Origin of the sequence: Faecalibacter rhinopitheci, from assembly GCF_015234135.1 — a bacterium.
In the GTDB taxonomy this organism is placed as follows: Bacteria; Bacteroidota; Bacteroidia; order Flavobacteriales; family Weeksellaceae; genus Empedobacter; species Empedobacter rhinopitheci.
Window position 1 is genome coordinate 79,126 of the sequence record NZ_JADGIK010000004.1, and the last position, 22,038, is coordinate 101,163.

Here is a 22,038-nt window from a genome sequence, read left to right on the forward strand (position 1 = left end):
ATATTTGAATAAAAGGAAGAATAAAATAAGATAAATGCAAAAAATCTCAGCTCTACTGATTACATATAACGAAGAGAAAAATATCAAGCGTTTTCTTGAGGATTCAGCCTATGCGGATGAAATTATTATAGTAGACTCAAATAGTACTGACAAAACTGTAGAACTAGCGAAAGATCACCCAAAAGTTAAGATTTTTAAAAGAGATTTTGTAAATTTTACTGATCAAAAAAACTTTGCTATCAGCCAAGCTTCACATGAGTGGATCTCATTTTTTGATGCAGATGAGCATATTCCTGATGATCTAAAATGTGAAATTATAAATACAATTAATAACCCAAAATATCAAGCTTATTACGTGAGTAGAAAATTCTTTTTCAAGAATAAAAGAATCTATTACTCTGGGATGCAAAATGATAAAGCCATAAGGGTTTTTAGAAAATCTAAATGTATTTATAAAAGTAACAGACTTGTGCATGAATTAATTGAATGTGATGGGGAAGTGGGCAAGCTAACTCATAAACTTGATCATTATACTTATTCATCTGCTGAAGAATACAGAAGAAAATTAACTTCTTATTCAAAATTAAGAGCCAAAGAATTATATGAAAGGAATTTAAAACCTAATTTTTTTCATTTCAGAATTAAACCTTTTTATAGATTTATTAATCATTATATTATTCGATTAGGAATCTTAGATGGTAAAGAAGGATATATGATTTCAAAATTACACGCAGAATCTGTGCATAAAAGATATGTTTTTTTGAATGAAATTTATCAAGAAAATTCTTCTCAACTTATTAACTAAAAAACACACAAATCATACAAATGAAAGCTTATGTTTTTCCAGGTCAAGGCGCTCAATTCTCAGGAATGGGTAAAGACCTTTATAAAAATTCAACAATTGCTAAAGAATTATTCGATAAAGCGAATGATGTTTTAGGATTTGATATTACTAAAATTATGTTCGAAGGTTCAGCTGAAGATTTAAAACAAACGAAGGTTACGCAACCTGCTGTTTTTTTACACTCAGTAATTTTAGCAAAAACTATTGAAGATTTTAAACCAGAAATGGTAGCTGGACACTCTTTAGGAGAAATTTCTGCTTTAGTAGCTGCTGAGGTTTTAGATTTCGAATCAGGTTTACAATTAGTGTACAAACGTGCTTTAGCAATGCAAGCAGCTTGCGAAGCTAATCCATCTACAATGGCTGCTATCTTAGGATTAGAAGATACAGTGGTAGAACAAGTTTGTGAGGAGATTGACGGTATTGTAGTTGCTGCAAATTACAATTGTCCGGGACAATTGGTGATTTCTGGTGAAATTGATGCCGTAAACGCAGCTTGCGAAAAATTAAAAGAATTAGGAGCGAAACGTGCTTTAGTTTTACCTGTAGGTGGAGCTTTTCACTCACCATTAATGAAACCTGCAGAGGAAGAATTGGCAAAGGCAATAGAAGAAACTACCTTCAATGCTCCAATATGTCCTATTTATCAAAATGTAACAACAACAGCAGTTACAGACCCTGCAGAAATTAAAAAGAATTTAATTGCACAGTTAACTGCGCCTGTTAAATGGACGCAATCTGTACAAAATATGATTGCTGATGGTGCAACTGAATTTATTGAAGTTGGTCCAGGTAATACTTTACAAGGTTTAGTAAAAAAAGTAAATCGTGAAGTATCGACTGCTTCTGCAACAGTATAAGAAATGAAAACATATCGTTCCAATGGCAAATTATTTCTAATAGGGGAATATATTGTGATGGATGGAGCGAAAGCATTTGCATTGCCCACAAAGTATGGGCAATGTTTATTTGTAAAAGATTCATCCACGACAGGAAATCAAATCAGTTGGAAAGCTTTAAAACACGATAATTCTGTTTGGTTTGAAGCAATTTTTCAATTGGATTCTTTAGACATTATTTCTACAACAAATGAAAAATTAAGTGCCTCTTTGCAAACTATATTAAAAGCTGCACAATCGTTAAATCCAGATATTTATTCTACTTACAAAAGTTTTATAATTGAAACTAAATTAGAATATCCTCAAGAATGGGGATTAGGTAGTAGTTCAACTTTAATCGATTTAATTAGTCAATGGAATCAAATAGATCCATTCAGGTTAAATCAATTAACGTTTAAGACAAGTGGGTATGATATTGCATGTGCACATCATAACAAACCTCTATTGTTTTCTAATCAGCCACAAATACAAGTGGAAGAGCTGGATTTAAATTGGGATTTTAAAGATCAATTGTTCTTTGTTTATCTGAATCAAAAACAAGATACACAAGCAGTAGTGGGTAATCATTATAAAAATAAACCGAAAGATTTGGAAATGATTCGTGAGCTATCTGATTTAGTTACGGAAGCTACAAAAGTTAATTCGCTTTTTGATCTAGAGGATATTTTAGATAAGTATCAAAATCGTTTAGGGCAATTTATGCAGATAGAAAAGCCTAAAGATTTATACTTTTCAGATTACAAAGGTGTTGTAAAAAGCCTTGGTGCATGGGGCGGAGATTTTGTATTGGTTACTTATCGTGACGGTATGGAAGATTATTTTAAAGCGAAAGGATATGATACAATAATTCCGTTTACGGAAATGATATTATAAAAAAAAAGCACTTCAAATTTGAAGTGCTTTTTAGTTTATTTTTTTTTACCAATTATGGCTTTTAATTTTTTCTTACGTTGTTGTTTTAGATGAAATTGTTCTTGGAATTCGGTTGTTTTATTCCACATGGCATCAATAACTTCTTGCTCAGGTTTTCCAATTAATTTCGCATATTCTTTAGCCATAATTTCAACCATTTCTTGATGAGGTGTTAAACGAGAAAAATTTTTCATTCGTGTATCAAAATCCATTACATCATGAAAATTCATTCGATTCAAATCAACTAAATAAAAATCATATTGATTATCACCTACTTTTTTAATTAAAGTATTTCCGGGAGAATGATCTAAAAATTCGATTCCGGCTTCGTGTAAACGATAAGTAAAATGGGTAAATTGTTTTAAAATTTCAGTTCTATTCGGCCATTTAATATCGTGTACCATTTCGCGGTAGGTTAAATCAGCCTCAACCATTTCGCAGAAATAGAAACTATTTAGGAATTGTAAAGGTGTATTTTCTTCCACATAAGCAATCGGATAAGGCGTAAGGAAACCTAAATCAATCAATTTTTTAGCGTATTCGTACGAACGATTCGCTTTAGAATCTCTAAAGAAACGATACACAAATTTGTTTACGATATTTGGGATTTTAAACGATTTTATCGTCGCCACTTTACCGCTCGCTAATTTTATTTTTTTGATGGAATTACGATCACCTTTCGCTACATAATCAGTAATGGTATCATACTGTTTTATCGTTTGTTCGATTTCTTGTGTAGTAGTTGGATAATTGGGATTAACAACAATTTTTTGACTCATTCTTTACAAATTTCAAGCAGAATTCTTATTTCTCTACTTTTCATTTTACAATGCCAAAGATATGCTTATTTTTGTTGATATGAAGATTAATACGAGCTTAGTTTTATCAACTTATAATTGGGCAGAAGCTTTAGAGCTGGTTCTTAAAAGTATAGCCAATCAGAGTGTTTTACCAAATGAAGTGTTGATTGCTGATGATGGCTCTCAGCCAAGCACAAAAAATTTAATTGATGAAATTAAAAAGGATTTTCCTGTACCCCTTCATCATATTTGGCATGAAGATAAAGGGAATCGAAAGGCTGTTATCATGAATAAAGCCATTGCGCAGGCTAAAAATGAATATATAATTAGCATAGATGGTGATGTGATATTGCATCCACATTTTGTGAAAGATCATCTAATTATGGCTGAAAATAATGTTTATTTATACGGCTCTCGTGTTAATATTCAAAAAGAAGCATTAGCTGATTTATTTTTTTTAAAAAATATTTCATTTAATTTTTTTTCCAAAGGAATTAAAAAACGCGGACGTACATTACGATTACCTTTTTTAGCAAAGCAACAAAAAAAGCACCCCAATTATTCTTCCAAAATGAGAGGATGTAATTTCTCATTCTGGAAAGCTGATTTCATCAAAGTAAATGGATATAATGAAGAATTTACCGGGTGGGGAAGGGAGGATTCTGAATTAGTATTAAGAATGCATCATGCAGGAATTGAAGCTAAGCGATTAAAATTTGCAGGAATTGTTTATCATATTTATCATAATGAACAGAGTAAATCGTTCTTGGACCAAAACGATAGAATCCAGCAATATACCATACAAAATAAACTGAAATTTGCCGATAAAGGCATCAATCAATACATCTAAATGTTAGATTTATCAATAGTAACTATAAATTACAATACTTCGGAAGCAACTCTTGATTGTATAAAAAGTATTGTAGCAATAACAACAAAAGTAAACTATGAAATTGTTGTAGTTGATAATGCTTCAAATGAGCAAGATTTTCTGAACTTAAAATCTAAGTTAGAGCTTTTAAATCTTCCATATCTAAAATTAAAGAGAAGTAATTTAAATACAGGATTTGGAACAGGAAATATGATCGGTTATGCTGAGACAAATCCAAGTAAATATATTTGTTTTATCAATAGTGACGTAGAGTTAATTGATGATTCCTTTCCAGTTTTAAAAACGTATTTGGACGAACATCAAGATGTAGCTGTTGTTTCGCCACAATCGGTGAATGAACATTTAGCTTTTGTTCCTACAATTGACCATTTTGCCTCTTGGCAACGTGAAATATTTACGCGTAAAGGGTTAGAATTAGTTAATAAAAATCGTTTTCCGAAACGTAAAAAAACATATTCTGCACCAATTGTAGCAGATTTTATTGCAGGATCTTTTATGTTTATTCGTCGATCAGATTTTGATCAAATAGGAGGATTCGATCCTAATATCTTTTTGTATTACGAAGAAACAGATATTTCAAGACGACTTAAAAAAATAGGGAAAAATACAGTTTTAGTTCCCACAATAGAATATAAACATATTCATGGGTTAAGCACTGAGAAATCAGTTGGGATAAAATTAGAACAAAAACTTTCCCTTTTGTATGTTGTACATAAGCATCAGGGATGGTTAGCGTATAAAATATTACTAATTTACTTTGGAATTAAATACTTTTTTTCTACGTTAATAAATCCTAAAAAATGGCCTTTGTTAAAAGCTACATTAATGGGCATGCCTTTGCATTTATCATTAAAACAAAAACAAAAAATAAATTCAAATTAAATTATAATAATTTGTTTAATGCTATTACTTTTAGCCTATTATAAAGAGGAGCAAATAATACAATAAATTTTTTTATAATAATTTTATTATTAATTGAATATTATATGGAAATTTGTGGCCGAAATAAATTTATATTCTATAATTATTCAAAATTAACCCAATTCATTATGTCTAATATACACGAAATTGTAGAACAACTACAAGAAGGAAAAACAATGCTTTACCCTACAGATACTATTTTGGGAATTGGTTGTAGTGCAAAAAATGAAGACGCAATTCAAAAGATATTTGATATTAAGAATAGACCATCTTCAAAATCATTAATTATTTTAGTGGATTCTCCAAAGATGTTGCAAGATATCGTTGAAGTACCGGAATTAGCATGGGATTTAATGGAATATAATGAGAAGCCTCTAACAATTATTTATGATAATCCTAAAGGTTTACCGAAATCTTTAGTTGCGGAGGATAATACAATAGCAATTCGTTTAACGGATGATTTATTGTGTAAAAAAATAATAGGACGTTTAAAAGGTCCAATCGTATCAACATCAGCTAATTTATCTGGGGAACCTTCTCCACATATCTTAAAAGATGTAAGTTCTAAAATTAAAGAGGGTGTAGATATTGTTTTAGAAGAATGCGAAGGCTTTGTACCTCAGTCTACTGCATCAACAATCATAAAATTAGGCTTAGATAACGAAGTAAAAGTTATAAGAGAGTAGTTTTTTTTGTCAAATCTTTTACTTTTGCAAAATGAAAATGCAAGAAGCTGTAACATTACCACTTTTTAGAAACGTCTGCGAAGTTGCTGATAATATCAATCAGGAAACTTATGTTGTAGGTGGTTTTGTGCGCGATTATTTATTAGGTCGAGGAAGAAAAAAAGATATCGATTTTGTAACTGTTGGCAATGGAATTCTGTTAGCCAAAGAGTTGTCTAAATCTTTAGGTAATACCTCACAAGTTTCAGTATTTAAACGTTTTGGAACAGCAATGTTCAAATACCATGATATTGAATTAGAATTTGTAGGTGCAAGAAAAGAAAGTTATTCTGAAGACAGCAGAAAACCACATGTGGAGGATGGTTCATTAGAAGATGATCAAAAACGTCGCGATTTTACAATCAATACATTGGCCATTTCTATGAATAAAGTTACATTCGGAGAGTTGGTAGATCCATTTAATGGAGTGGAAGATTTAAAAAATAAAATTCTTCGAACACCTTTAGAACCTAATGTTACCTATTCTGATGATCCATTGCGTATGATGCGTGCAATTCGTTTTGCAGCTCAATTAGATTTCATTATTGAAGAGAACTCTTTTCAAGCAATTATTGAAAATGCTCACCGAATAGAGATTGTTTCTTTTGAACGTGTGATGGATGAATTCCAAAAAATAATGATGACAGATAAGCCATCTTTTGGATTAAATCTATTAGAAAAGGCAGGATTGTTGCAGTATATTTTACCTGAATTAGTTGCCTTAAAAGGAATTGAAGAAGTAGAAGGACAGAAACATAAAGATAATTTTTACCATACGTTAGAAGTGGTGGATAATATCTCAGAAAATACTGATAAACTTTGGTTACGTTGGGCAGCTTTATTACACGATATAGGAAAAGCCGTAACAAAGCGATTTGATAAAAAAGTTGGTTGGACATTCCATTCGCATGAGTTTATTGGTTCAAAAATGGTAGTTAAACTTTTCAGAAGATTAAAATTACCATTAGGTCCACAAATGAAATATGTACAGAAATTGGTGATGATGAGTTCGCGACCAATTGCTGTTGTAGATGAAGGAGCTACCGATTCAGCTTTACGCCGTTTATTATTTGATGCAGGAGAAGATTTTGAAGATTTAATTACACTTTGTAAGGCAGATATTACAACGAAAAATGAACGTAAACAAAAACGATTCAAACAAAATTTTGAATTAGTTGAACAAAAAATAAAAGATGTTGAAGAACGTGACAGAGTACGTAATTTTCAACCACCAATTAGTGGGGAACAAATTATGGAAATGTTTGATCTTAAACCTTGTAAAGAGATAGGGATTTTAAAAAATGCGATTAAAGAAGCTATCTTAGAAGGTGAAGTTGAAAATAGTTATGATTCTGCATATAAATTCGTTGTAGAATTAGGAAAAAGTTTAAATTTGGAATTGAAAAATAGTTAAAAAGTGATATATAAAATTCGTGTATTCCTTGATTCAAAAGAGGATGTATTTAGGGACATAGAAATTAAAGAAAAGCAGACATTATTTACTTTATACAAAGGTATCATTAGTGCTTTTAGTTTACAAGGTGAAGAATTAGCTTCATTTTATGAACTAGATGAAGAAGGTGACCAAGGTAAAGAAATTCCATTAGAAGATATGTCTGATGATGGAACAGATGAAACAATGGCAGATTTTTACATCAAAGAGGTTTTTTCTGAGCAAGGAGATCGTTTAATGTTTGTTTACGACTTTTTAGAAATGTGGACTTTCGTTGCAGAATTAGTTTCTATCGAGGATAAACCAGCAGTTTTAAATTATCCTTTAACTGTTTACCGTTTTGGATCGATGCCTTTAAAAGCGCCAAAACGTGAATTGGAGATTATCGATTTAGAAGGTGATGAGGACATTGATTTTGCGGATGATGCAGGATTAAATGACTTACAAATTGATGATGATTTAGATTTAGAAGATCTATAAAATATCTACTTTAAATATTTAGAAATCCGAATGTTATTAAAACATTCGGATTTTTTTATGCCTATAAAGCAACCTTTTATCCGTAAATTGCATCTATACTACAAATAACAATCTATGAGAGTACTTTCATACCTATTAACCTTTCTAATCCCATTATATATCATGGCTCAAAACAAATCCATCGATCAGCAATGGAAAGAGATTGATATAGCCCTTTCTAACGGACAATTTAAATCTCTTCAACCTCTAATTAAGGAGGTTAAAACCACGGCTATAAAATCTAAAGATGATGCAAATTATATCAAAGCCTTATTCTACGATGCTAAGATTAATATTGCAACAACAGATGAAACGGATGATGTTAACTTCGTTTTTGAAAACTTTCAGAAAGAGGTTAATGGAAAATCTAAAGTAAGAGATGCCATTGTACAAATGTATTTGGCGAAATTATACCAATTATATTTGGATGAAAATGAATATAAAATCAGAAATAGAACTGAATTAGAGAAATCTACTTCTAATGACGTTCGTTTTTGGACGTATAAAACTTTTACGGATCAAATTGAAGTTTTATTTCAAAATGCAATTGCGCCTAAAAATGAATTATTAAAAGCAGATGTTTCAGTTTGGAAGCCTTTGCTTGTAGAATATTCGCCAGATGAGAAGATGTTTAATGCTTCTAAAGAGTTGACACCAACTTTATATGATGTTGTATTACATGATTATGTATCTTATTTAAAATCTTCTAACCCAATTGATAAAGTTAAAGGTAGAAAAATTTTTCAAGAATTAGCAGAATTGAATAGTGCTAAAGGGCAATTCAATGCTTTCTTATACAATCAACATCAACAATTAACTTTATTTAAAGATGATCTATCGAAAGATGAGTTTATTAAAGAATATGAAAGTTTAGCTTCTGTTTATTTTAAAGAGGCTTCTTATAGTGCAACAATTTACAATGATTATGTTGCCTATTTAATGAATGATGAACGTTTAAAGGAAGGAAGTTATAAGAGGATTTTTGAGATTGAACAACAATTAAAAACAAAATATACGAATCATAGTGCAACAAAATCTGTCATAGCTTATGCAAATTCAATTCGTGCGAAACAAATTCAGCTTAATACGGATCAATATGTTTTACCTCATCAGAATATTCCTTTAAATGTATCACATAAAAATGTGTCTAAATTATTTGTTCGTATGTATGAACTTCCTGTAGATTGGAAGAATAATTTAATCAATAATTTAAACTCGTATGATTCAATTCAAATAAAAAAAGCTTTTAAGGAAATACAGCAATTAAAGAAAATTGAGGAATATACTATTGATTTAAAATCGTTTGATGATTATCAATCCCATTCGTCGATTTATAAATTAAATCCGTTAAATGCTGGTCGCTACATTGTACTATATTCGACAGATAACCAATTTGATTACGAATCGAAAACAGAACAAGTATTTTATAATGAGATTTCAGTAACATCATTTAATGTAATTATTAATGATCAAAAAATATACGTCACAAATCGTGAATCTGGGAAACCTGTTCCAAATACCATCGTAGAAATTTTCACTGACGACAATTCTAATTCAAAAATAGAAGAAGTAAAAACAGATGATAGAGGTATAGCAATATTAAAATATACAAATCGTAATATTCAATACCGTGTAAAAAATGATGCGGCAATTTATAGTAATTATGTATATAGAAGTGCTTCAAATTACAAAGAAGAAGAAACGATTAATGCTAAAATATTAACGGATCGAGCAATCTATCGTCCGAATCAAACGATTTATTTTAAAACTATTGTTTATAAAACGTTTAAAAAAGAAAGTGAAGTTTTAGCGAAAACAGATGTAATTGTTTTCTTAAAAGATGTCAATGGAAAAGAAGTCGCTAAAATTGATGGAACAACGAATGAATTTGGTTCATTCAATGGACAATTTCAGTTACCAAATTCAGGATTGACGGGTAATTATCAAATTAATGTTATACCAAAATCGATAAAATATAGATTGAGTGCTTACAAAACAATTCGAGTAGAAGAGTACAAACGCCCAAAATTTGAAGTAAAAGTTGATGAGCATAAAAATGTTTATCAAATCAATGATAAAATAACGATAAACGGTAAAGCAGAAGCATTTTCTGGCGCTATGATAGACAATGCAGTGGTAAAATACCGTGTGTATCGTCAAGAATTATTTACGTTTTGGCCTTGGTATCGTACAATTCCGTTTGGTCGTTCAGCGAAAGAAGAAATTGGGTTTGGTGAAACAACAACAGATGCACAAGGGAAATATACATTTGATTTTATCGCGAAACCTGCCGAAGCTCGTAAAGATGTAGATCGCTTGTACAATTACACAATAGAAGTTAACGTAACTGATATCAATGGAGAAACACAAACCACGTCTTCTATGATCAAAGTTGGGGATCGTCGTTTAGTATTAAATGTACATTTAAATGATCGTATTGCAGCGAAAGATGCAGCACAATTTAAAATTTCGGTAACGAATGTAAATGATATAAAACAAAACGGGAAAGGGCAAATTGCGATCTATGCTTTACAAACTCCAAGTCAAGTTTTAAGATCAACACGATTTAATACAGATTATAATTTTTATACTGAAAACGAATTCAGAAAATTATTTCCACATCAACCGTATGGCGATGAGTTAACGCCTAAGAATAGAAAATTAGGGGCTAAAGTTTTCGAAACATCATTTGACACTTCTGTTTCGGATCAAATTAGTTTTGATAAAGCAAAAGATTTAGAAGAAAACTATTATATCGTAAAAGGTTTTGTGAATGATGGAGATCAAAAAGTAGAAATCGAACGAATTATTTATATCGAAAATGCGAATAAAATCAATGCCTCGACTTTATTAGCCGTAACGACTGATAAAGAAAGTTACCAAGTGGGAGATAAAGCAAAAGTTACTTTCCAATCGGCAGAAAAAGAAGGTTATGTTTATTATAAAATTGGAACAAATACGACAACTGAAAAGGAAGGTGTTCTTGAATTAAAGAAAAATAATTCGATTGCAGTTCCAATTACTGTCGCTCATTTAGGAAATCTTGGTGTAAGTTATTTTATCGTAAAACATAATGATGTTGTGACTGGTGTAAAAACGTTAAACATTCCGATGGAATCGAAGGATTTAAAGATTACAACAGAAGTTTTTCGAGATAAATTGAAACCAGGGCAAGAAGAAAAATGGCAAATTAAAATTACAGGAAACGAAAAAGATAAAGTTTCGGCAGAAGTGCTTGCTACGATGTATGACGCATCATTGGATCAATTTGCAATGCATAATGCACAATTTGATCCTAATTCTTATAGAAGCAATTACATTCGTAATTCTTTTGCAAATTTATCGAATGGTATTCCCATATCTTATGCTCAACAAATTTTATGGAGAAATTATATAGATGGATTATTTGTTGATAATAATATAGATGGATTAAGATTTTCTTTGTTTGATTTTTCCTTTAATGGAGGAATGTATGATCGATTTTGGCGTTCCAACGATATGGTTTTACAAGAAGCGAATGTAAGGGCAGAAGGTAAAGTTTCTACTGCAATGCAAAAAAATGTTATACCAACTCCTTCTGCTCCAAGTGCTATTACACAAAGTCCAATGGTTTTACCAGAAGCAAAAGTTCAGGAAATTGAAGAACAAATCAATCAAGTCCAAGCGCGTAAAGTTTTAAATGAAATGGCATTTTTTTATCCAAATTTAATGACGGATAAAGATGGAAATGTTATCATTGAATTTACAGCGCCAGAATCGTTAACCGAATGGAAATTGATGACGTTAGCGCATACCAAAGATTTAAAAGTAGGGTATTTAGAAAAACGTATCAAAACGCAAAAAGATTTGATGGTTGTTCCAAATGCACCACGTTTTTTACGTGAAGGAGATCAAGTTTCAATTTCAACGAAGATTAATAATTTATCAGAGCAAACACTAAGTGGAACGGCAAAAATAATGCTATTTGATCCGTTTACGAACGAACCAATTGATGCGAAATTTAATTTGAATAATTCATCTCAAAACTTTTCTGTAGCGAAAGGAAATTCAGATCAAGTTACATGGACATTAGATGTACCCAAGAATGTGCAAGCAGTTGTTTATCGTGTAGTAGCGGTTGCGGGAGAATTTTCGGATGGAGAAGAATCGGCTTTACCGATTTTAACGAATCGTATGTTGGTGACGGAAACAATGCCTATTTTTATTAAAGAAAATCAATCTAAAACATTCAATTTTAAAAATCTTCAAACGAATCAATCATCAACATTGGATCATTTTAAATTAACATTTGAGATGACTGCTAATCCAATTTGGAACGCCATTTTTGCGTTACCATATTTACGCGAATATCCGTACGAATGTGCAGAACAAGTATTTTCTCGTTTGTATGGGAATATGGTTTCGGAAAAGATTATCAATTCAAATACAAAGATTAAAGCTGTTTTTGATCAATGGAATACCAAAGGGGAATTGAAATCGAAATTACAATTGAATGATGAATTAAAAGCCATTATTTTAGAAGAAACGCCTTGGGTTCGTTCAGCTGAAAGTGAAGAAACGCAAATGAAGCAAGTGGCGACGTTATTTCAAATGAATCAAATGCAGAATGAGATGAAGGCTGCTTTTGAGAAACTGAGTGCAAAACAACAACCAAATGGTGGATTTGCATGGTTTGATGGTGGTCGTACAAACGAATATATTACTACACATATTATTGCTGGCTTTGGGAATTTAAAACGTATGGATGTTAATTTTAAAGCGATGAATATTGATGCGACTTCATTGGTGAGTAATGCAATTCAATACATTGATCAAGAAAATTTAAATCGTTTCAAAGAGTTTAAAAAAGATTTAAAATCATTCAAGGATATCACGTATTCGGATGGTATACATTATTTATATGCGCGTTCATTCTTTTTAGATTCAAATCCTATGGGAAAAGAATTAGAAGAAATGAAAACAGTTATGTTGAAGAATTTAAATGATAAAAAATTAGATTTATCCTTACAACAAAAAGCTATGGCAGCTTTAGTTTTAAAGCGTTTCGGAATGGAATCTGCGGCTAAACATACTTTAATTACTGTGAAAGAAAGAGCTGTAGAATCTGATGAAATGGGAATGTATTGGAAAGAAAACAAAGCCGGATGGTTTTGGTACGATACTCCGGTTGAAACTCAAGCAATGTTAATAGAAGCATTTGATGAGGTTTTAAATGATACACAAGCCGTTGAAGAAATGAAAGTTTGGTTAATTAAAAATAAGCAAACCAACCAATGGAATTCAACGAAAGCGACAACAAAAGCAGTTTATGCATTGATGAATACCGGAAAATCGTGGATTGATGCAGAGAAAGGAGTAAAGGTGATCATTGGAAACAAACCTTTTAATCTAGAAGAAAATGCTCAAGCAGGTTCAGGTTATGTGAAAACTTCTTGGAACAAAGAAGAAATCAAACCCGACATGGGGAAAATAGAACTTTCTAAAAGGTCTCCAGGAGTGGCTTACGGCGCAATGTATTGGCAATATTTTGAGAATTTAGATCAGATAAAATCAGCAGAAACAGGAATCAAATTCAACAAAAGAATATATGTGAAATCTAATTCGGCGAATGGACCAGTTTTAAAAGAAATTACAGCTCAAACGCCGATTAAAGTTGGTGATATTGTAACGGTTCGCTTGGAAATTTCAGTAGATCGTACGATGGAATTTGTACATATTAAAGATATGCGAGCAAGTGGTTTTGAGCCTGTAAATGTTCTTTCGGGGTATAAATGGAAAGGCGAATTTGGGTATTACGAAAGTACACGTGATGCCTCAACTAATTTCTTTGCAGATTACATGCGAAAAGGAACATATGTTTTTGAATACGATTTAAAAGCCAATAATGCAGGAAATTTCTCGAACGGAATTATATCGATGCAAAATATGTATGCACCAGAACTTAGTGCGCATAGCGAAGGAATTCGAGTAGAAATTAAATAGATTTAATAAATTAAGATAAATAAAGGGCTGGAAAATATATCCAGTCCTTTTTCTTTTCAAATTATTTATGTTAGAAATGTTATTGATCTGAAGTAAGATTTTTAAATTTGAAATATGAAAAATATAATAACTAATTTACTTGCAACAATTGTCTTATCATCAATTAGTTTTGCTCAAACTCCATTTTATGAAGAGCAATTAGTGGTAGAAAATCGAGTAAATTCATTTGATCAACAAAATAAACCTTACATTATTTTAATTTCCATTGATGGTTTTCGTTATGATTATCCTGAAAAACATGGCGCTGAAAATTTAATTGATCTAACTAAAAGTGGTGTAAGAGCAAAGGCGATGTTACCTTCTTTTCCTTCGGTTACATTTCCAAATCATTATACAATTGTTACTGGATTAGCACCAATTCATCACGGATTAGTAGGAAATAATATGCTAGACCGTGTCACAGGAGACCGCTATTCCTTAGGAAATAGAGACGCAGTAATAAATCCTAAGTGGTATGGTGGAACTCCGATTTGGAATCTTGCAGAGCAAAATAATATGCTTTCTGCTTGTTATTACTGGCCTGGTTCTGAAGCGCCAATTAATAATAGTTTTCCAACTTATTCCTACAAATATTCTGAGAAAACACCAATCGATTATCGCATACAACAAGTTGTTAATTGGTTAGAATTGCCAGCTGAAAAACGTCCGCATTTAATCACCTTTTATTTTCCGGAAGTAGATCATGCTGGGCATACATTTGGTCCAGATGCGCAAGAAACAAAAGATGCCGTAAAATTTGTAGATACTTCTATTAAGCGGCTAAATGATGAGGTTGCTAAAACAGGTTTAAAAGTGAATTTTATTGTAGTTTCTGATCATGGTATGAAGCGCATCGATGATGAAAATCCAATGAAACTTCCAATTGCTATTGATGATTCCAAGTTTCAAATAGCGACGTCTGGATCCTATATCAGTTTATTTGTGAACAACGCAAAGGAAATTGATGTAATCTATAATGAAATTAAAGCAAAAAAAGATTCACGATACGAAGTTTATAAAACTGTTCATGTACCAGCAAAATACAAATTCGATGCGATAAATGATCATTTCAATCGTATTGGTGATATTATCTTAATTGCTCACGCCCCAAATTATTTTTCTAATGGAAAAGCGCCCAAAGGAGCTCATGGTTATTTTGTAAAAGAAACAAAGGAAATGCAAGCGAATTTTATGGCTTGGGGACCGAATTTTGTTGAAGGTAAAACAATCAATGCATTTCAGAATACAGAAATATATCCTTTGATAGCAGATATATTGGGATTAGAAATTAAAGAGAAAATTGATGGAAAAGGTATTCTATCAAAAAAAGTTTTAAAGAAATAATTTATTCCTCAAACCTATATTTTATCTCCTTGGTTGTAGCTAAGGAGATTTTTATTTTTACAAATTATTATAAAAGAATGACGCAAGAATTATTTGATAGAATCTCAAAAACAATACAAACTAAAATTGATTATTTAAATGGATTAATTTCAGATTTGAGAAATTCTAATAGTGAAACTAAAAGTAGCATGGGAGATAAATATGAAACATCTCGTGAAATGATGCAACAAGAAATTACGCGTATACAAAATCAATTGAATGAAGTTTTGATACAACAAGAACAATTTCAGAAAATTAAACCCATTACAAATGATAACATAGGAAATGGTAGTTATGTAGAGACTACAATGGGGAATTTTTGTATTGCTTGTAGCCTAGGCGAAATTAATTATGAAAATAAAAAGGTTTTCGTAATGTCAAATCAAACACCATTAGCGCAAGTTTTATTAGGGAAAAGAGTAGGAGAGAATTTTGAAATGAATGGTAAGAAATTCGAAGTGAATTTAATACTCTAATTTATTCATGAAAGGGAAAAACAAATGATGCAAATGTAAAGTCTATAGTTATAAATTAATTATAGATGTATTTCTTGATTTAAAAGATAAAGTTAATGATGTAGAAAACCAGAAGAAAAACTTCATAAAAAAAAGACCGAGGTTGCAGCTCGATCTTTTTATTTGAAAAGTATGCATTATGTTAATGAAACTGAGCGGTTTCGGTACTTTCTGCCATTGCAGTGGTAGAAGAAGCGCCCTGTTGCACTGTATTTTGTACGTAATCGAAATATTGTGTCCCAACAAAAGATTGATGTTTTACAGCAGCAAAACCTTCGTCTTGTAAAGCAAATTCACGTTCTTGTAATTCAGAATATCCAGCCATTCCACGTTTGTTATAAGCTCTAGCTAACTCAAACATAGAAGTATTCATTGCGTGGAAACCAGCCAATGTAATAAATTGAAATTTATATCCCATTGCAGCTAATTCCTCACGAAAAGTTTCCATTTGAGCAGGTGTTAAATGCTTTGCCCAATTAAATGATGGTGAACAATTATATGCCAACATCTGATCTGGATAAACTTCGCGAACGGCTTGTGCAAATTCTCTTGCCATTCCAAGATCAGGATTAGATGTTTCCATCCAAACTAAATCTGCATAAGGAGAATAGCTTAATGCACGATCAATTCCTTGTGCTAATCCATTTTTTACGCCATAAAATCCTTCAGATGTGCGAGATCCTTCTATGATAAATTTCGTATCTCTTTCATCAATGTCAGATGTTATTAAGTTGGCCGCTTCAGCATCTGTTCTTGCAATTAACAAGGTTGGCACGCCACAAACATCTGCAGCTAAGCGTGCAGCTAATAGTTTATTAATAGCTTCTTGCGTTGGAACTAAAACCTTTCCACCTAAGTGTCCACATTTTTTTGCAGACGATAATTGATCTTCAAAATGAACGCCAGCAGCACCAGCTTCTATCATTTGTTTCATCAATTCATAAGCGTTTAAGTTTCCTCCAAATCCAGCTTCAGCATCTGCAATAATAGGCGCAAAATAATCTATGTTTCCCACACCTGTAACAGATTGAATCTCATCACGACGACGTAATGCATTGTTTATACGTTTGACAACCGTCGGAACTGAATTCGCTGGATAAAGCGACTGATCTGGATACATTTCTGCTGAAAGATTTGCATCTGCAGCAACTTGCCATCCGGATAAGTAAATGGCATTTAATCCTGCTTCAATTTCTTGAATGGCTTGATTTCCATTTAAAGCGCCTAAACCTGCCATATATTCTTTAGAATTTAATCCATTCCAAAGTTTTTGAGCACCATTTTTGGCATATGTATATTCAACATCTAATGATCCACGTAATTTAATTACATCTTCTGCTGTATAATTACGTTTTACATTTTTCCATCTTGGGTTTGTATCCCAATCGTGTTGAATAGCTTGAATTCTCTCTGCGTTTTTTTGATTCATAATAATAGTTTTTTTGTGTTGTTTAGGGGATTTGCAGTTTAGTAGAGAGATTCTTTTATTATATATATTTATATGCGCTTAATGTTAAAAATTCTTTAAATTCTTTATTTAAAACTAATTCATCAAATAACTGAATTGCTAGGTTAAATCTTCCATTTCTGAAGCGATCTTCACCAATTAATTTTTTTATCTTTTCAATCTCTTCAGATCTAAGTTTTTTATATTTCTCACAATTTAATTCTGATCCATCATCTAATCTTACTTTATGATATAACCATTGCCAGATTTGCGTTCTAGAAATTTCAGCGGTTGCTGCATCTTCCATTAAATTGTATAATGCTGCCGCACCTTTACCACTTAACCAACTTTCGATATATAAAATACCTACATTGATATTTTCACGAATTCCTTGCTCAGTAATTGTACCCTTTGGGATTTCTAATAAAGCTGATTCTGTTGTTACAATATCATCACGTTTATTGTTTATCTGATTCGCTTCAGGCATATATTGGTTAAAAATTTCTAATGCGATTGGTACTAATGCAGGATGTGCAACCCAAGTTCCGTCATGTCCATTTTGTACTTCGTATAACTTATCTTTTTTAACCTTCTCAAAAGCTTCAGCGTTCTTAGTTTCATCATCTTTCACAGGAATTTGTGCTGCCATACCTCCAATTGCATGAACGTTACGCTTATGACAACGTTGGATAACAGCTTGTGAATATGCACTCATAAATGGAGATGACATTGTCACTTGACTACGATCTGGAACTAAGAAATTAGGATGATTTCTGAATTTTTTAATGTATGAAAAGATGTAATCCCAACGTCCACAATTAAGACCAGCCATATGATCTCTTAACTCATAAATGATTTCATCTAGTTGAAATGATGCTGTAATTGTTTCTATTAATACAGTGGCTTTGATAGAACCGTAAGGAATTTGTATATATTCTTGAGCAAAGGTGAAAACATCATTCCACCATTTTGCTTCAAGATAATGTTCTAATTTAGGAAGATAGAAATAAGGCCCACTTGAATTGGAAAGTAACGTGTGTGCATTATGGAAAAAATATAAACCAAAGTCAAATAGTGAGCCTGATATTTCCTCTTTAATTATTTTGATGTGCTTTTCATTAAGATGTAACCCTCGAGGGCGAACCATAAGAACAGCAACATTATCGTTTAATTGATATGTCTTGTTTTTTTGTTGATCAACGAATTGAATTGTACGGTTAACAGCAGCTTTTAAATTTTGTTGACCTTGTAGATTGTTGTCCCATGTTGGTGAGTTACTATCTTCAAAATCAGCCATAAATGTTTTTGCTCCAGAGTTTAATGCATTTATAATCATTTTTGCATCTACTGGTCCCGTAATTTCCACGCGACGATCTTGTAAATCTGCTGGAATTGGGGCTGCAACCCAATTACTCGTTCTGATCTCTTTTGTATTTGATGGAAATGTTGGAAAATTTCCTAAATCAAAAAATTTTTGACGAGCATCACGCTCTGCCAATAATTCAAGTCTTCTTGAATTGAACTTCTCGTGTAAAGCAATCAAAAAATCAATCGCTTCGGGCGTTAAGATATCAGAATATGTATCCTGTATTTCTGGCGCTAAAATAAATTCGTTAATAGCAGTTCTCATTTTAGGTTTTTTGTTTAGTTTTGGTTTGTGGTTGTAAGCGAATTAATATAATCAGCGAACGTTCGCTAAATTATAAAATTTCGTTTAGATTCACCAAATAATTTCAAAAAAAAATGCAAGAAGATTATATAAAATTAATTTTTGGTCTTAAAATCAAACAGATTAGAACGGCTAAAGAATTGTCATTGTTTAAGTTATCTAAAATAACGGGCTTATCTAAATCGTATTTAAATGAAATTGAAAAAGGAAAGAAGTATCCAAAAACTGATAAAATTGTTCTTTTAGCAGAAGCATTTGATGTACCTTATGATGAGTTAGTTTCATTAAAATTAGATAAAAACCTTGCACCAGTCGCTGAAATATTACAATCAAATTTATTAAAAGAGATTCCGTTAGAGCTTTTTGGGATTGAAGAACGAGACTTAATTGAGATTATTTCCAATGCTCCGATGAAAGTAAATGCCTTTATATCTACTCTTATAGAAATTGGAAATAATTATAATCTAACACGTGAAAGTTTCTTTTTGGCTTCTTTACGATCATTTCAAGAAGCAAACGATAATTATTTTCCTGAAATAGAACAGTCTGCTAAAAATTTTTTTAAACAATATGCAATCAATCAAGAAGGAGAATTAATTTCTGATGAATTGATGATTGAAATATTGAAGGAAGAATATGGTTATGAAATATTTTTTGAAGATTTTAAGAATTTTTCTAAACCAGAATTAGCGAAACTTCGATCTATTTATATAGAAGAAAAAAAACATTTATACATTAATAGTGAAACAGATTTAGATCAAAAAAGATTTATTTTAGCTAAAGAATTAGGTTATAACTATCTAGAATTGAAAGAAAGACTTTATACCTATACTTGGATTTCTTTTGAAAATTTTGATCAATTACTGAACAATTTTTATGCTTCTTATTTTGCAGGGGCATTATTGTTACCAGAAGATGAGCTGATCGCGAAAATGAATATTCTATTTTCGGAAGATAAACATGATTTAAAAAACTTTCTTAGATTATTTGGAAGTTATACAGAATCTCCTGAAACTGTATATCAGCGTATGACAAATCTTCTACCTAAGCATTTTAATATAAAAGATTTATTCTTTTTACGTTTAACGACTAAAGTTGGTTCGGACAATTATAAATTAACCAAAGAATTACATCTTAATCAACAACAATCTCCACAAGCTAACGAAACTGAGGAACATTATTGTAGACGTTGGGTGTCATTAAATGTTTTGAAACAATTAGAAAATGCAAAACCAGAGGACGAAAATCATTTAATTTCTTCACAAATCTCTATATATCCGTATAATAATAATCAAAAATATTATGTAATTTCTTCGGCAACAAGAGACCCTTTTAATCCTGAGTATTTGCGTAGTGTAACAATTGGTTTATTAAATAAGAGTGCTCAACGTAAGGTGAAATTTTTAAATGATCCATCTATTCCGATTAAAGAAGTAGCTGTAACGTGTGAAAATTGTGGGATGAAAGATTGTACTGAACGTGTAGCTCCTCCGAAAAGATTTGCAAAAGATATGCATTCAAAACGCTTAAATGTTTTGATAAATGATTTTATAAAAGAAAAAAGTCAATAATATTTTATAGATTAGTATATAACCACAAAATATATGCTAATCTTTTTATCCATTTTAATACTTATTTCAAGTATTATATATCTATTCTTAAGACTTAAAAAGCCATCTTTATCGGCTTTAATTTTTAAGATTATCTCTACTTTTCTAATAATTATTTATACAGTTATAATAGTTTACAGTTATCCAGAAAATATAAATTTTGGATTAATTATTATAGTCGGTTTAATTTTTGGGCTTATAGGTGATATTTTTTTAGATTTAAAAACAATTTATCCTATAGAAAGTGATATTTATACCTTCTTAGGTTTCTATAGTTTTTTGATTGGGCATTTTGTTTATATTGGATATTTTCTTCCTAGCAATACCTTATCTATTATGGAGAATTCATTGGTATTTGCCATTGCAGGAATAGTTGTTTTCTTAGTACTAGCTACCGAAACGCCCATGAAACTTAATTATGGTAGATTTAGAATTATCACAACAATATATGCATTCATTCTAAGTTTTGTAACAGTATTATCATTATGGATTGGCTTAAAAACTTCAGAATTATCTTATAGCATTTTTGGAGTAGGAATGATTTTATTTTTAATCTCAGATTTGATATTAAGTCAAATATATTTCGGAAGAAAAGATAAGAATTGGATGATAAGTGCTAATTATATATTTTATATCAGTGCACAATATTTAATAGCGAGTAGTATAATTTTTAAATAAAAAAAGAGGAATCTAAGATTCCTCTTTTCTGTCTTATTATTTATGATTAAAAGCCCAATCTGTTGCGAAAACAGCCTGTAAAGCTGCAGTTTCAGTTCGGAAACGTTGTTGGCCTAATGAAATTCCTGTAAAGTTATTTTCGTAGGCATTTTTTATTTCGTCTCTCGAAAAATCACCTTCAGGACCAATCATAACCAAAATTTTTTCTGGCTGATTTGCTAATACATTTTTAAAAGGCGTTCGTTCAATATCACTTTCACAATGTGCAATACATTTTTCGTAACCTTCAAAATTCATTTTAATAAAATCATTGAATTTTGTTAAATCATTAACTTTTGGTAGATAAGCCTTTAATGATTGTTTAGTTGCAGCCTGAATAATTTTTTCAATGCGTTCTATCTTAATGTTTTTTCGTTCTGAATGAAAAGCTTGTAAAAATGTAATTTCGTCAATTCCAATTTCAGTCGCTTTTTCTAAGAAAAATTCAATTCGTTCCATTGCTTTTGTAGGAGCAATTGCAACGTGTAAATAATAATTCTTTTGTTCAAAATTCTTTTGTAATTCTAAAACATTAGCTTCAACCATTTTTTTAGAAACTAACGTAATCTCGCATTTTGCTAAATTACCATTTCCATCAGTGATATGGATAATATCACCTTCATTTCCTCGTAAAACTTTAGAAAAATGGTGACTTTCTTCTTCGTTTAAAAAAGCATTATCACCTTCAATTGTTCCAAAAAATAACTTCAT

Annotated in this window: 17 protein-coding genes; 13 read left to right on the forward strand and 4 right to left on the reverse strand. The window is 31.1% G+C overall.

Annotated elements, in window-relative coordinates; genetic code table 11:
• Positions 1 to 34: 34 nt before the first annotated feature.
• Genes IM532_RS06930 through IM532_RS06940 form a run of 3 tightly spaced genes read left to right on the forward strand, consistent with a single transcriptional unit; the run spans position 35 to position 2,616 of the window.
• Positions 35 to 805, forward strand: a complete 771-nt coding sequence (locus IM532_RS06930) for a glycosyltransferase family 2 protein (protein WP_194182726.1) — start codon at positions 35 to 37, stop codon at positions 803 to 805.
• 20 nt (positions 806 to 825) lie between these two features.
• A complete protein-coding gene (gene fabD, locus IM532_RS06935; protein ID WP_194182727.1) occupies positions 826 to 1,704 on the forward strand; it encodes an ACP S-malonyltransferase in 879 nt (292 codons plus the stop codon).
• A 3-nt stretch (positions 1,705 to 1,707) separates the two neighbouring features.
• Positions 1,708 to 2,616: a GYDIA family GHMP kinase gene (locus tag IM532_RS06940; protein WP_194182728.1), complete on the forward strand. Its 909-nt coding sequence runs from the start codon at positions 1,708 to 1,710 to the stop codon at positions 2,614 to 2,616.
• Positions 2,617 to 2,651: 35 nt separating this feature from the next.
• Here the strand turns inward: IM532_RS06940 and IM532_RS06945 are convergent, their stop codons facing one another.
• Positions 2,652 to 3,434 (reverse strand): lipopolysaccharide kinase InaA family protein, encoded by a 783-nt coding sequence (locus tag IM532_RS06945; protein ID WP_194182729.1) that lies wholly within the window; start codon positions 3,432 to 3,434, stop codon positions 2,652 to 2,654.
• Between the two features lie 79 nt (positions 3,435 to 3,513).
• On the opposite strand from IM532_RS06945, the gene IM532_RS06950 reads away from it, so the two are divergent.
• The 8 genes from IM532_RS06950 (at position 3,514) to IM532_RS06985 (ending at position 15,845) form a co-directional block, all read left to right on the forward strand.
• Complete coding sequence (locus tag IM532_RS06950) at positions 3,514 to 4,305, forward strand: glycosyltransferase family 2 protein (protein WP_228063682.1); 792 nt, start codon at positions 3,514 to 3,516, stop codon at positions 4,303 to 4,305.
• Positions 4,306 to 5,229 carry a glycosyltransferase family 2 protein gene (locus IM532_RS06955; RefSeq protein ID WP_194182731.1) on the forward strand — a complete coding sequence of 308 codons (924 nt, stop codon included), beginning with the start codon at positions 4,306 to 4,308 and terminating at the stop codon, positions 5,227 to 5,229.
• 176 nt (positions 5,230 to 5,405) lie between these two features.
• Positions 5,406 to 5,954 carry an L-threonylcarbamoyladenylate synthase gene (locus tag IM532_RS06960; protein ID WP_194182918.1) on the forward strand — a complete coding sequence of 183 codons (549 nt, stop codon included), beginning with the start codon at positions 5,406 to 5,408 and terminating at the stop codon, positions 5,952 to 5,954.
• A 31-nt stretch (positions 5,955 to 5,985) separates the two neighbouring features.
• Entirely contained in the window at positions 5,986 to 7,407 is a 1,422-nt protein-coding gene (locus tag IM532_RS06965; protein ID WP_194182732.1) for a CCA tRNA nucleotidyltransferase, read from the forward strand.
• A gap of 3 nt (positions 7,408 to 7,410) precedes the next feature.
• Positions 7,411 to 7,926: an IS1096 element passenger TnpR family protein gene (locus IM532_RS06970; RefSeq protein WP_194182733.1), complete on the forward strand. Its 516-nt coding sequence runs from the start codon at positions 7,411 to 7,413 to the stop codon at positions 7,924 to 7,926.
• 114 nt (positions 7,927 to 8,040) lie between these two features.
• A complete protein-coding gene (locus tag IM532_RS06975; protein ID WP_194182734.1) occupies positions 8,041 to 13,947 on the forward strand; it encodes an alpha-2-macroglobulin family protein in 5,907 nt (1,968 codons plus the stop codon).
• Positions 13,948 to 14,061: 114 nt separating this feature from the next.
• On the forward strand, positions 14,062 to 15,330 hold the full coding sequence (locus IM532_RS06980; RefSeq protein ID WP_194182735.1) for an alkaline phosphatase family protein: 1,269 nt from the start codon (positions 14,062 to 14,064) through the stop codon (positions 15,328 to 15,330).
• A 77-nt stretch (positions 15,331 to 15,407) separates the two neighbouring features.
• Positions 15,408 to 15,845 carry a hypothetical protein gene (locus tag IM532_RS06985; RefSeq protein ID WP_194182736.1) on the forward strand — a complete coding sequence of 146 codons (438 nt, stop codon included), beginning with the start codon at positions 15,408 to 15,410 and terminating at the stop codon, positions 15,843 to 15,845.
• 181 nt (positions 15,846 to 16,026) lie between these two features.
• On the opposite strand, the gene aceA is transcribed toward IM532_RS06985, so the two are convergent.
• Together aceA and aceB are read right to left on the reverse strand one after the other, a co-directional pair.
• A complete protein-coding gene (aceA, locus tag IM532_RS06990; RefSeq protein WP_194182737.1) occupies positions 16,027 to 17,313 on the reverse strand; it encodes an isocitrate lyase in 1,287 nt (428 codons plus the stop codon).
• Positions 17,314 to 17,371: 58 nt separating this feature from the next.
• Positions 17,372 to 18,961 (reverse strand): malate synthase A, encoded by a 1,590-nt coding sequence (aceB, locus tag IM532_RS06995; protein WP_194182738.1) that lies wholly within the window; start codon positions 18,959 to 18,961, stop codon positions 17,372 to 17,374.
• Positions 18,962 to 19,074: 113 nt separating this feature from the next.
• Here aceB and IM532_RS07000 point away from each other — a divergent pair, with 113 nt between their 5' ends.
• Positions 19,075 to 20,571: a helix-turn-helix domain-containing protein gene (locus IM532_RS07000; protein WP_194182739.1), complete on the forward strand. Its 1,497-nt coding sequence runs from the start codon at positions 19,075 to 19,077 to the stop codon at positions 20,569 to 20,571.
• Positions 20,572 to 20,604: 33 nt separating this feature from the next.
• Positions 20,605 to 21,288 carry a lysoplasmalogenase gene (locus IM532_RS07005; protein ID WP_194182740.1) on the forward strand — a complete coding sequence of 228 codons (684 nt, stop codon included), beginning with the start codon at positions 20,605 to 20,607 and terminating at the stop codon, positions 21,286 to 21,288.
• A 36-nt stretch (positions 21,289 to 21,324) separates the two neighbouring features.
• Here the strand turns inward: IM532_RS07005 and IM532_RS07010 are convergent, their stop codons facing one another.
• Positions 21,325 to 22,038 (reverse strand): 16S rRNA (uracil(1498)-N(3))-methyltransferase, encoded by a 714-nt coding sequence (locus IM532_RS07010; protein WP_194182741.1) that lies wholly within the window; start codon positions 22,036 to 22,038, stop codon positions 21,325 to 21,327.

What these genes read in the sequence shown, in the direction of transcription:
- IM532_RS06985 (WP_194182736.1), top strand. Translation starts at nt 15,408, where the DNA reads ATGACGCAAGAATTATTTGATAGAATCTCAAAAACAATACAAACTAAA.
- IM532_RS06930 (WP_194182726.1), top strand. Translation starts at nt 35, where the DNA reads ATGCAAAAAATCTCAGCTCTACTGATTACATATAACGAAGAGAAAAAT.
- IM532_RS06950 (WP_228063682.1), top strand. Translation starts at nt 3,514, where the DNA reads ATGAAGATTAATACGAGCTTAGTTTTATCAACTTATAATTGGGCAGAA.
- IM532_RS07010 (WP_194182741.1), bottom strand. Translation starts at nt 22,038, where the DNA reads ATGAAGTTATTTTTTGGAACAATTGAAGGTGATAATGCTTTTTTAAAC.
- IM532_RS06980 (WP_194182735.1), top strand. Translation starts at nt 14,062, where the DNA reads ATGAAAAATATAATAACTAATTTACTTGCAACAATTGTCTTATCATCA.
- aceA (WP_194182737.1), bottom strand. Translation starts at nt 17,313, where the DNA reads ATGAATCAAAAAAACGCAGAGAGAATTCAAGCTATTCAACACGATTGG.
- fabD (WP_194182727.1), top strand. Translation starts at nt 826, where the DNA reads ATGAAAGCTTATGTTTTTCCAGGTCAAGGCGCTCAATTCTCAGGAATG.
- aceB (WP_194182738.1), bottom strand. Translation starts at nt 18,961, where the DNA reads ATGAGAACTGCTATTAACGAATTTATTTTAGCGCCAGAAATACAGGAT.
- IM532_RS07005 (WP_194182740.1), top strand. Translation starts at nt 20,605, where the DNA reads ATGCTAATCTTTTTATCCATTTTAATACTTATTTCAAGTATTATATAT.
- IM532_RS06940 (WP_194182728.1), top strand. Translation starts at nt 1,708, where the DNA reads ATGAAAACATATCGTTCCAATGGCAAATTATTTCTAATAGGGGAATAT.
- IM532_RS06955 (WP_194182731.1), top strand. Translation starts at nt 4,306, where the DNA reads ATGTTAGATTTATCAATAGTAACTATAAATTACAATACTTCGGAAGCA.
- IM532_RS06975 (WP_194182734.1), top strand. Translation starts at nt 8,041, where the DNA reads ATGAGAGTACTTTCATACCTATTAACCTTTCTAATCCCATTATATATC.
- IM532_RS06945 (WP_194182729.1), bottom strand. Translation starts at nt 3,434, where the DNA reads ATGAGTCAAAAAATTGTTGTTAATCCCAATTATCCAACTACTACACAA.
- IM532_RS07000 (WP_194182739.1), top strand. Translation starts at nt 19,075, where the DNA reads ATGCAAGAAGATTATATAAAATTAATTTTTGGTCTTAAAATCAAACAG.
- IM532_RS06965 (WP_194182732.1), top strand. Translation starts at nt 5,986, where the DNA reads ATGAAAATGCAAGAAGCTGTAACATTACCACTTTTTAGAAACGTCTGC.